Source organism: Okeania sp. SIO2C9 (assembly GCF_010672455.1).
In the GTDB taxonomy this organism is placed as follows: Bacteria; Cyanobacteriota; Cyanobacteriia; order Cyanobacteriales; family Microcoleaceae; genus Okeania.
The window spans coordinates 1-11458 of the sequence record NZ_JAAHGO010000140.1 but is presented as its reverse complement, the minus strand read 5'-3'; the positions used below and the strand labels follow the sequence as shown (position 1 = coordinate 11458).

Annotated in this window: 11 protein-coding genes and 1 pseudogene; 2 read left to right on the top strand and 10 right to left on the bottom strand. The window is 34.7% G+C overall.

From position 1 onward, the window contains the following. Window positions 1-39 precede the first annotated feature (39 nt). The 7 genes and pseudogenes from F6K23_RS43055 to F6K23_RS38760 form a co-directional block, all read right to left on the bottom strand. Window positions 40-108 (bottom strand): hypothetical protein, encoded by a 69-nt coding sequence (locus F6K23_RS43055; RefSeq protein WP_293156426.1) that lies wholly within the window; start codon window positions 106-108, stop codon window positions 40-42. A 266-nt stretch (window positions 109-374) separates the two neighbouring features. After that, complete coding sequence (locus F6K23_RS38785) at window positions 375-503, bottom strand: hypothetical protein (protein WP_293166290.1); 129 nt, start codon at window positions 501-503, stop codon at window positions 375-377. A gap of 159 nt (window positions 504-662) precedes the next feature. Then, window positions 663-1040: pseudogene (locus F6K23_RS38780) on the bottom strand (transposase); the annotation flags it as partial. A gap of 505 nt (window positions 1041-1545) precedes the next feature. Then, on the bottom strand, window positions 1546-1926 hold the full coding sequence (locus tag F6K23_RS38775) for a hypothetical protein (RefSeq protein ID WP_293166289.1): 381 nt from the start codon (window positions 1924-1926) through the stop codon (window positions 1546-1548). Between the two features lie 268 nt (window positions 1927-2194). Further along, window positions 2195-2587 (bottom strand): STAS/SEC14 domain-containing protein, encoded by a 393-nt coding sequence (locus F6K23_RS38770; RefSeq protein WP_293166288.1) that lies wholly within the window; start codon window positions 2585-2587, stop codon window positions 2195-2197. A 255-nt stretch (window positions 2588-2842) separates the two neighbouring features. Beyond that, window positions 2843-3163 (bottom strand): hypothetical protein, encoded by a 321-nt coding sequence (locus tag F6K23_RS38765; protein ID WP_293166286.1) that lies wholly within the window; start codon window positions 3161-3163, stop codon window positions 2843-2845. An 881-nt stretch (window positions 3164-4044) separates the two neighbouring features. After that, window positions 4045-5769 carry an ABC transporter ATP-binding protein gene (locus tag F6K23_RS38760; RefSeq protein WP_293166292.1) on the bottom strand — a complete coding sequence of 575 codons (1725 nt, stop codon included), beginning with the start codon at window positions 5767-5769 and terminating at the stop codon, window positions 4045-4047. 400 nt (window positions 5770-6169) lie between these two features. On the opposite strand from F6K23_RS38760, the gene F6K23_RS38755 reads away from it, so the two are divergent. Together F6K23_RS38755 and F6K23_RS38750 are read left to right on the top strand one after the other, a co-directional pair. After that, window positions 6170-6580: a hypothetical protein gene (locus F6K23_RS38755; protein WP_293166284.1), complete on the top strand. Its 411-nt coding sequence runs from the start codon at window positions 6170-6172 to the stop codon at window positions 6578-6580. Window positions 6581-6860: 280 nt separating this feature from the next. Then, a complete protein-coding gene (locus tag F6K23_RS38750; protein ID WP_293166282.1) occupies window positions 6861-7352 on the top strand; it encodes a peptidoglycan-binding protein in 492 nt (163 codons plus the stop codon). A gap of 630 nt (window positions 7353-7982) precedes the next feature. On the opposite strand, the gene F6K23_RS38745 is transcribed toward F6K23_RS38750, so the two are convergent. The 3 genes from F6K23_RS38745 to F6K23_RS38735 all read right to left on the bottom strand — a co-directional run bounded on the left by F6K23_RS38745 (window position 7983) and on the right by F6K23_RS38735 (window position 10768). Beyond that, window positions 7983-8144 (bottom strand): hypothetical protein, encoded by a 162-nt coding sequence (locus F6K23_RS38745; protein ID WP_293166280.1) that lies wholly within the window; start codon window positions 8142-8144, stop codon window positions 7983-7985. A gap of 391 nt (window positions 8145-8535) precedes the next feature. Beyond that, window positions 8536-8964: a universal stress protein gene (locus tag F6K23_RS38740; protein ID WP_293166278.1), complete on the bottom strand. Its 429-nt coding sequence runs from the start codon at window positions 8962-8964 to the stop codon at window positions 8536-8538. Between the two features lie 295 nt (window positions 8965-9259). Further along, a complete protein-coding gene (locus F6K23_RS38735) occupies window positions 9260-10768 on the bottom strand; it encodes a sodium:alanine symporter family protein (RefSeq protein ID WP_293166276.1) in 1509 nt (502 codons plus the stop codon). Window positions 10769-11458: the final 690 nt, after the last annotated feature.

The following is an 11458-nucleotide window of genomic DNA, read 5'->3' as shown; positions in this document are numbered from 1 at the left end:
TTTTACCTGTTCAAGTAAACTTGATGGTAGCAGTTTTCCTCAAAGTGGAAACCAGTAATTAAACCTATCATTTGCTGTTGTTTCACTTACTCCGAATTGGATACCCAACAATTGAAATGTTGTCAATTGTCGCAAGTATATTAAAGTTAATAATATTTGTTCCCCAGAGTGATAGCTTTGTATTACGACCCCCTCCTTTTTTTATAATTCTTTTTTTCCTGGATTCTCCTTCTAATTGGGTTTGAGTGTGTAGGGCGATCGCTTGCTTTATATCATGTCCGGTAGCATCGGTCTTGTATAGTAAATAGGCAACAGCTCCGGAAGGCAACAGGCAACAGGCAAGAAAAAACTTAAATTTCCTGTAGATATCCACGCTAACTTTTACACAAACGATTGCCTTCGGACATGATATTATTAGTTGTTTTAACTGGTGATAATGCACGACCTACTAATCGTTGTGCTTCTTGGGGATGTTTCTCGATATATTCTGATAATGAATCCATATTCTTAACCTTTACGAAAGTTGATTGAGTATTATTTTACCAGATTTTATTTATATTTCGGAGAGGTCTAATGATGAAAATAGGTTGTATTGCGTAATATCATGTCCGGATAATTATAGTTATTTTAAATAAGAATGAGACATTATTTGGCACGTGGGATTACGAATAATTTCCAAATCGAGTTCTGTTGATAGGTGAATACATTCTAGCTCTTTTTAATGCACTAAAATCATACTCTATATCATTTAAATCAGGAGAGTATTTTGGCAAAAATAGTAATTGATGACCCCCTGCTTCTACTAATTCTCTAATCACATTTTTTCTATGAATTAGTGCATTATCCATAATTAGTACACTGGGAATTTTTAATGATGGCAATAAATGTTGATTTAACCAGTGTTCAAACCCCACTGCATTCAGGCTTCCTTTAAATATAATTGCTGCAATTAAATCTTTTTCCTTTTTTCTTCTCCCGGCTACTAAATTTTCTCTTTTTCCTCGTTTTCCTTCTTGCTCACCATAAACTTTTTTGTTTTTTCCGTTTTTCGTTAATCTCATTCTTTTTCTGAACAAAAATTTGATCTTTAACCTCTTTAAATTGGTTATTTATCCCTATTTATAAATCTTTTTGGATACTGTTAAATAATTCGATAATCTTTTCCTGATTTTAAATTTTTTTATTTTATTGCTTCATTTATTTTACGTTTTTTACCAATCCAAATACTAGGGTAAACCCCATTAATAATTCATCAAAAAATTGTGCAAAGTTTCCAATTATTTGAGCTACCTCAATATGCTGACCAAGCTCTAAATCAAAAAATGTTATTCGCTCATCAATATTTTGAATGAGTTGATTTAGCTCGCTCCCTTCAATTTACTCTTTTGATAGGAATAAAGATTTAGAAGCTATAACTTCTTTTTGAGCTTTTTCAACTGCTTGTTCCAATTGAATCTTTGTCTTATCGAGAGAAGCAAAATTAGCATCACCAGTAATTAATTTTTCTTGATATATTTATTGAAAACTATCATAATTTTTTTGAGTTTATTCTAATTTACTAGCAGCATTTGCTTGTTTCTCTCTTGTATTTTCATTAGTAGCCCATTCTTTGATTTTAGAACCTAAATTTTCAGCATTTTTTATCATACCAAAAGTTCTCAGTCCGTTGAGAATAGACTTGAATTTCAATGGTATTTTATTCTGATTTGCTTGTATATATTTTTGAATATCTTGCGACAACTGATTCTTTTCCAATTTATTAAGATTATCATTTAATGAAGAGAAAGATTCAAGAGAAGCATCTTTAATTTTAGTCTGAGTGTCTGCATAATACTGCCTTACTTTTAGATTACTTTGTTCTCTTGAGAACTCTAACAAACTAGGCTTATTTGTTAAAACCTCAAGTAACATTTCACCTTGTTCCATAATTAATGAATATACACTCTCCCTCATCAACGTCAGTTTTTTCCAAGACTTTTAATTCAACTTAAATCTATCAATACTAATTCCTGCTCAAAAAGTAATAAATTAATAGCTGAATGCTGATAGCTGAGTGCTTACCCTAACTTTGACAAAATTTGGCATAATTTTTCAGTAAACTGATGAAAAATTAAGACAGGTGAATTTATCCCCTGTCTTAACAATCTTTGTTTCCCAAAGTTGACGTTTTTCATGTCACGGAGCAAAACAGAATCTACGCAATTTTAGTTCGTGGAGTGTCAATTATTATCCATTCTAAACCCTGCTCTTTTTCTGACCAAGAAAAACATTTTACTTCTATATGGGTCATATTGCTAAAAATTTTATTACTAGCAGTAGTCAACTTATTTACCCAAGCTGCATCACATACAACTGCTTTTTTATCAAAATATTTCATATGTCCCAGACCAAATTTTAAGTCTTCCCATAAAGCTTCCATAGATATTCCTTGAAAACTTTTAACTTCAACATAAACTCGTAATTTAGGTTGAGATTTTAATCTTTCCTCAACTAAATTTTTCACTTTTTCAATGTCACTTATTTCAATTTTACCATCAATACTAAGACCAATGATGTTCTGATTTGCTAGAGGTATAATTTCCATCATCGTATTTTTCTCCTTCTGAGATACTTCTAATTTTAATCTGATATTTTTTGGTAGAGCTTCCCCAGATTTTTTATCCCTTTATACAGTAATTATGATTCCTATATTTCCTCGATTTTTCCCTATTAATTCACTTGAAACACTTTTAAACTTTGCGTAAAACTTGGCTGATTCGACTACATTTTCATAACTATCAGCGCTCAAATAATTTAACCCTAAATCTAATCCAATTAATATCTGATTAGTTTTAGTTTCCTCCTAAATATCAGCCTGGATTAAGAACAGACAATAATCACCGTTAGCCTCAGAAAATAGATGCCAATCCAAAATCTCTTTAAGCTTGAGATTTCCTATTTCTAATTTATCTGTGAAATTTAAAGTTATAGATTTTCTCTCCTCTAAATGGAAACTTTCAGAAGTTGAATATTCCACAGACGAATAATGACACTTAAACTTAGGAAATCTTTTTTTTCGCAGGTTTACTTTTTTTGCAGTTATCGTAGAATCTGGGCATAGAATATAAGACCAAGCCATTTCTGCCATAGCTTGTTTTACTTGAGAGTTAAATTTAGCGGCCAACCTAAACTATTTGCCTAATTTCGCTACGCGGAAGTTAAAAGTCAAAAGTCATGCATCGAGTGCGTAATTCTGAAGTTCCCTCAGAATGTAAGACGCACATCTGACAGTCAAAAGTATTTATTTGTAATTGTTTTAGGATTTTGTAACTGGTCATTTATTTCCACCATCCTGCACTAATACCTTGCAATATTTGTATAGTTTAGCTTGACTGCTGCCTTTAAATCAGGGCATAAACCCAGACATTTTTCCCGAAGAAATTGACCTACTCAGATTACTTCGTCTATTGCTGAGTATTAAGCTTTATTAGCTTTAACTTTAAACTTGAAAGCAAAAGGCATCGACTTAATACTTGCTCCTACCCTATAACTCAACTTTAACGCAAGTTGATTAAAACTGCCACCAGAGAAGTTGATTTGTTTACATTTATTAAAACAAGGGAGTCATTTTTTATCACCCTGCTGAAGTAGAGAATATTTTTCAGTAAAAAATACAAAAATATATTATTTTTCAAAACTGCCTGATAAATTCATTTTATATGAAGCTAATTAGTAAGCATTTCCTACGGAATGCTGCGCAAACAGACCTCAGCTATTAGCTATCAACTATTGCTTTTGGTGTAGTTTCAAAGCTGTATTAATTTAGTCATATTTAAATCTTACAACAAAAATTTTAAACTCTATATTTATTTAAACTCTTTCCTTAAAAGCAAGGTCTTATTGCTGTAAATAATTGCTTCTAAAGTTTATTCCGGGGACTTTGCCAGTAACTTTTATTCAAACTCAATTTCAAAGGTTGCTTTTATATTCCTCAAAATTAATAGCTGAAGTTCGCAGTTCCTCCGTAGGAGGCTAGCTAATAGCTGACTGCTAAATGCTTACTAATTAACTAAACTGTTGCTGATAAAAACGAGCGTAAAGCGTACCTTTTTCTAATAATTCCGTGTGAGTTCCTGATTCTAATATTTCACCATTTTCCATAACCAGAATCCGATTAGCACGACGTACAGTAGCTAATCTATGAGCAATAATAAATACCGTTCTTCCTTGCATCAATCTTTCTAACGCTTCTTGTACTAAAAATTCAGATTCAGAGTCAAGAGAAGAAGTCGCTTCATCTAATATTAATATCTTCGGATTTTCTAGTATTGCACGAGCGATCGCTATCCTTTGTCTTTGCCCCCCAGATAAATTAACACCCCTTTCTCCTACCCAAGTTTGATAACCTTTTGGCAGCTTAGAAATAAACTGATGAGCATTAGCAACTTTAGCCGCCTTTTTTACTGCATCAATATTATAATCTAGCTGACCAAAAGCAATATTTTGGGAGATAGTTCCCGAAAATAAAATTACTTCTTGAGGTACAATTCCAATTTGTCTTCTAAGACTTTTAAGAGTAACATCCTTGATATTTATATCATCAATAAATATTTCCCCTGACTGAACATCATAAAATCTAGGTAACAAATTTGCCAGTGTAGTTTTACCTGCTCCAGAAGCTCCTACCAAAGCAATTATTTCTCCTGAATTTACCAACAAATTTAGATTCTTTAAAACCTTTTTCTCCGACTGATAATCAAAACATACATCTTTATATTCTACCTTTCCCACTACCGGAGGAAGAACAATAGCATCTGACTTTTCTATAACTTGAGGTTGAATATTTAAAAGCTCAAAAATCCGGTCACAAGATGCTTCTCCCTGTTTAAACTCACTATAATTACTTGTTGTTAAAGAAATCGGATCTATTAACAAAGCCACACCTGTTAAATAACTAATAAAACCTTCTCCAGACAAATTTCCTTCAGATATTTGCCACGCCCCCAAAAAAAACAAAAAAGCCACACTCATTGCCTCTAAAAAACCCACCACGACAAACTGGAGTGCTTTGACCTTTTCTGCCATGTATTTTGCTTGTCGATTTTGTTCAGCTTCCACAGAAAATAGAGCAATTTGATATTCCTCAGCAGCAAAAGCTTGTACTATTCTAATACCATTAAATACCTCTGTTATTAAAGCTGATAAATTAGAAATTCGATTTTGACTTTGGTGGGAAAAAGAAAGTAATAATTCTCCAAACCAACCTATTAACAATGCCATTAACGGTGCAACAACCAAAGTTGCAACAGTTAATTGCCAGTTAAGATAAGTCATGTAACCCAACACAACTATCAACTGTAAAATACAAGGAACAAATTGGTGAAAAAATTTATTGACAACCTCTCCAGTACGGTCAATATCTTCTGTCAGTCGATAAGAAAGGTCTCCTGTTTTAGATTTTTCAAAGTAACTAATATTGAGTCTTTGTAAGTGAGAATAAACTTCCTTGCGTAAATCTAAGGCAATAGTAAAAGCAGCTTTTGCCATAAAAGTATCCTGACCATACTGTACAGTTCCTTTGACCAGAAAAATAATAGCTGCCAGACCTGCCAGTTGAGCGATCGCCCCTACATCTCCCCTACCAATATGACCTGCCATTTCACCCAATAACCATGCTAAAATCGGCCAGAAAACTGTAAAGGCCAATGTACAACCTAATGCTTTGACAATGGTAGGCCAATGGTCATAGATATAGGGTAAGAGTTTCCAATAATTGGATCTAGGTTTCAAGAAATCAAACTTAATATTGTGTTTCAAAATATGAGATTTCTATATTAATTAGAAAAAAACTTGCTTTTAGTTGTTTAGCTATGATAAAAACATTTTAAGTCAAGTCTTAGGAAAAATATTGGTCTAGCTATAGAAGTCCATTTATTCTGTGTAGAGGCCAGCAAAGTTTTTTGCATATTTGACTTGAATAACTTACTTTTTGTGATATTGTAATATATGCCAATTCCAGTCTTTTTGTAAAAGTTTTGGCATACAAAGGATCGTGCATCTAGCAAACCCCAAAAGTAACTTTTACATCCTATGTATTGGATAGCTTCAGAGGCTTAGAAAGATGTAACTGTTTACAGGAAAATTCCTGCTATGTTGGGATTTCATTTAATTTAACTAAACAGAGGAACTCATGGAAATATTAGCATTTTCCCATTTAGCTTTCAACGAAGAAGACTCTGCTAACAAAGAGTTTACTGCTTGTGTAGATTTCAAAAAGCTATCTACTGTTGGAGCAATGGGTTTATTATCTGCTGCTACTTTAGCTGTAGGAATGAATGTAACTGCTGATTCTGCTTCCGCTTATTACGGTGGTAGTAGCTATGGTAGCTACGGTGGCTATGGTGGCTACGGTAGTTCTGGTCGTTATGGTAGCTATGGTCGTACATCTGGCCATTATTATAAGAAAGTTGTTAGTCGCTCCTACAGCCGTTCCTACGGTAGCTATGGTGGCTACAGTCGCTATGGTCGTCGTGGTGGTTATGGTCGCTACGGTAGTAGTTACGGTGGTGGCTATGGTGGCTACGGTGGTGATTGCTACTAAGTTTTTAATAGCCTAAGAGTCCACAATTTTCAGATAATTGAGGACTTTTAAATTTTTTTGAATATTCTGCATAAATAATCCACCTAACATGGTAGCTTAGTAATGCAACCAGGGAAATCTGATGATTTCCTTGGTTGTTAACAGCCTAAATTAAGGCTCTACCAAAATTAAATTTACTTTTTTTGAGTGTCGCACTGCAAAAGAAACCCAAAACGCTATAAGGCAAGTGGGTAAGACACTTATAAAAAAAAGTTGTAAAACATTACTCATCAGAGGAGTTATGGAAACACTAGCATATTCCCATCTAGCTACGGCCGAAGAAAGTTCTATAGTTGAGCCTACCTTTGAAGGAGTGAACTGGAAAAAGTTCTCTACATTAGGTATGATGAGTCTTCTATCAGCTGCTACTATTCTAGGTGCTATTAGCGCGACTGCTAATTCTGCAGCTGCATGTCACTATAAGAACCCTTGCAGTGGTTATGGCCACGCTCGCCATTATGGCAAAGGTTATTATCGTCCCAAGTATCGTCATGCTTCTTATAAGGGACATCGCCGTCATCGTGGATATTATTTGAGCTATGGTAGTCGTGGACATAAAGTATCCAAGTTGCAACACCAACTAGGAATGATGGGCTATTTTCATCATCATCGTGCAACTGGCTACTTTGGCCCTAAGACTAAGCACGCAGTTAAAGCATTCCAACGCGATCATGGCTTAAGGCCAGATGGAATTGTTGGACATCGCACTAGAGAAGCTTTAGGTTTCTATTAAAAATAAAACTTAGCTTCATTGCTAATGGTGATGAGGGTAAAAAATGAGTAGGTGAAGTTCTCGCCGATTTTAAGTCTGTGGAAAGAATAAAGTTACAGACTGCGGTCAGTGGTTCTCATGGAAACAGGAAACTAGCTCCAGAGCTGCTCATATGCTTTTGGGTAAGTTTAGTAGAACCGTTACTCAGATAATAAAACATCAGAGCTTTTAACCTCAAAGCATTTCAAGATTAATAGTTAATTCCAGGAGCAATACTCCAAACCAATTGCTCCTGTTCATCTAAATATAAGTATCCCTAAAATACCCAATCTCATGTATCAAAAGTATTTAGTTGTTTTACCCAGAAACTGTAATACCAACCAGTAGAATCTTAACAGAAAGCTTGGAACCTAATATCAAGCTCTGAAAATGATTAAGGTTATTGATAATCTGGCTGATTGATAATTTGAGTATAAACCCTCCTCCTAGAAGGGAGAGTTTATGTTTACTGCAAAAATCGATAAGTGTCGAGGTATTTAACTGCTCTAAACACCTAGCTATCTAGCCAATAGACGCACCTTGAAAACTATAGTGAATTTATAGATATTCAAAAAATTCATCCTAGTCTTAGCATTAGGTACTTTACATTCATCAGCTAATATTAATAGTTTTTTGCCAAGGTGGAGAGGCAGTATATTTACCATAAAATAGACTAAATTTCCAAAAAGATTTCAGCCAATAGAGAATAATTTGCTTGAGATGTTGGAATAGTGTTTGGTATTGATTGACATGAAATGTAGGAGTTCTTAACATATTTCCTACTCCCCTATTTTATAAAGATAACTCTATATAATTATTGTAATCTCCTGACTAATCATTTAGGTTAGTCCTCTTAATTAAAGTTAATAAATAATAAATTAAAATTTAAAGAAAGCAGATTTTTCTCATTGAAGGTAAAATCTAGTTTTTAATTTACCGAAAAATTCTGTCTAAAGCCTTGCTCTTAAGCAGCCAATTTTATGTTATGGCAGGGAACATGCAATAGTTGGAAAAATATTTCCCTGTCTAAGGTTCATTGTTAGTCTATGTCCTAACTAACTCATTCTTTGCTATAAGTGGACTAAATCTTGGCATACCCTTGCGGAGCGCAAACCAAGAATCCTGCTTTCAGAAGAATCTCCTTGTCTGACTACCAGAGAGTATGTCAATTTCGTAGAACTAAAACAGGACAATGAGAATACCTGACAATTCGTTCAGCAACCGATCCTAGTAAAAATCGACCAAGACCACTATTTCCCTGGGAGGGAATGACAATCAACTCTGCTTTTTTTTCCTGAGCATAGTCCAAAATTTCTGAGCTAGGAGTTCCGATCGCCACACTAAAGTTAATACCTTTATATTTCGCACCTTGAATTCGTTCGTGAAATACCTTTTCGATGTGCTGTTTACGACTCTGGTCATCGACAGTCTGCCATCTTACTCCTGGTTCAGTAGGATTAAGACGAGGCAGTACATGAAGAATCCATAAATAAGAAGGGTCTTGAACAAATTCTAGAGCTACATCTATCGCCTCAACAGATTTATCAGAAAAATCTATGGGCACAAGTACAGAATTTTTGGAAAATATATTCATTATATCTATGATGGATAAACTGAAGAATGTTATATAGCAGGGAACAGGGAACAGAGAACAAACAACAGTGGGAAAAACATTGCCTAGCTAAAATTCATCATTAGCATTGGACTTATACTATCAGGACTTACGCAAATTCTTAGACAATACGCTATCAGTAGAGGGCGTTTTACGTTAGCAAATGCCATTCCCCCCTACTAGATATGGTAGTTATGCGTAAGTCCTATAATTATTAATTATTCATTATTCATTATTAATTATTCATTATTCATTGTTTCCCCCACTCCCCTACTCCCTAATTAGCAGTTTTCATCTCTCCTTTACTGAGACGACCCATATAATTGTGTAAATCCTTTGCTACTTGAGCGGATAAAAAATAGCCTCCCAAGATATTAGGAAAAGCCATCGAAATCAGAGTCGCATCACTAAAATCAATTACTGAAGAAGGGTTTGATACTGAACCAACAAAAGCAGCAACCAAAAATAAGATTTTGTAAATAATCAACCCTCTACCACCAGATAAATAATCCCAACAACGTTCGCCGTAGTAACTCCAAGAAATCATTGTAGAAAACGCAAAACAGAAAACAGCGATCGCTAATAAAATTGGTAACCATCCCAAAACAGTACCAAAAGCAGCAGAAGTTAACTCTGCACCTTTTTTAGCTTCACGCAAAGCAGCAAACTCATCTGCACTATATACTTTAGTAATCACAATTACCAAAGCAGTCATATTACAGACCACAATAGTATCAATAAATGGCTCCAACAATGCTACCAAACCCTCGCGAATAGGTTCATCAGTTTTGGCCGCAGAGTGAGCGATCGCTGCCGAACCCACTCCAGCTTCATTAGAAAAAGCGGAACGCTGAAACCCTTGAATAATCACGCCAATAATACCACCCTCTACTGCCTTGGGAACAAAAGCACCAGAGATAATAGTAGCGATCGCCCCAGGAATTTCTGTAATATTAACTAAAAGAATAAATAAGGAAGCCAAAACATATAGCAAACACATCAAAGGTACAAGAGTACCTGCTACCATACCAATGCGTTGAATTCCACCAATAATTACTAATCCCACTAAAACTACCAGCACCAAACCATAACCCCAATTAGGCAAACCTGGTAATACATTAGCAACTGCACCATAAGACTGATTGGCCTGGAACATATTAGCGCCACCGAAAGCAGCAGAAATACACAACACAGAAAATAGCACAGCTAAAATCTTGCCTAAAGTTCCCTGTCCCATTTCTGCTAAACCTGCGGACAAATAACGCATTGGGCCACCAGAAATAGTACCGTCTGGTTGAACAATGCGATATTTTTGAGCCAAAGTACATTCCACAAATTTACTGGTCATGCCAAAAAAACCAGCAATTGTCATCCAGAATGCTGCACCAGGGCCACCGATACTCACAGCTACAGCTACACCTGCGATATTACCCAATCCTACTGTTCCGGACAATGCTGTTGCTAAAGCCTGAAAGTGAGAAACTTCTCCTTGGTCATTGGGGTCGTCATATTTTCCACGCACGATATCAATAGCGTGTTTAAAGGCTCGAATATTAATAAATTGCATTCGGATGGTGAAAAATATTGCACCAACAATTAACCATAAAACTATGAAGGGAAAGCCGCCAATTTTAAAGAAAAGAATACTAAATATTACAGTTACGAAACTTGAAAAGGTTTGATCGATGGTTTCAATAAAAGTCTGTCCTGTTTCAGGTTCTTGGGCTAAGGCAACAGTTGGTATTAATAGAAATAGGAGTATATATAGCCAAGTTTGTCTTTTCATATTTTAACTTTACCTACTAATCATTTTTGTTTAATTAGATATTTATATCATAAAATTACAAATGTTTACAGATGAAATTAACAAATTACTAATTATAAAATTACACTTAATTTGTTTGTTAATTATTTACATCATATTTAGTATAACTACAATAATTATAATCAATTCGATACAAATTTTAGTCAAATTTAGTACAAAAATAGCAAATTTATTGATTTTATATTGGATTTTTAGGGGTGCATCTCATATTTGCAAAAATATTTTTTTCTTATTCCCTGTTCCCTGTTCCCTGTTCCCTAAAAGCTATAAATTTTTGGCTTTATTCAAAATTGAGATGCACACATTTTTAGCCTTAAATACTGTCTTTAAAACATAAAAAAATGACGGGAGGAAGTTAGCCAGCTAGTTTTAACGGCTAGTTGAATAACGACACGCGGGTAACAAAGCGGCGTTACTTTCCGGTTTGGTTTTCAATAGTGCTATTATATTTACAGGAGGTGATGATTAATGTACGGATGTCAGCAACATTTAGTTAAGAGTAGTCCAGAAGTAATGGCTGTGGTTGAATAGTGCGACTCGTTGGTTAGTCAAGACTGTTGAAAAGCAGGTATAACTAGCCTTCCAGGTCGCGACATGAAGTGAATAAACTTCGACCTGTGAAAACTCTTATGCCCTTGATGGTGAAATTCC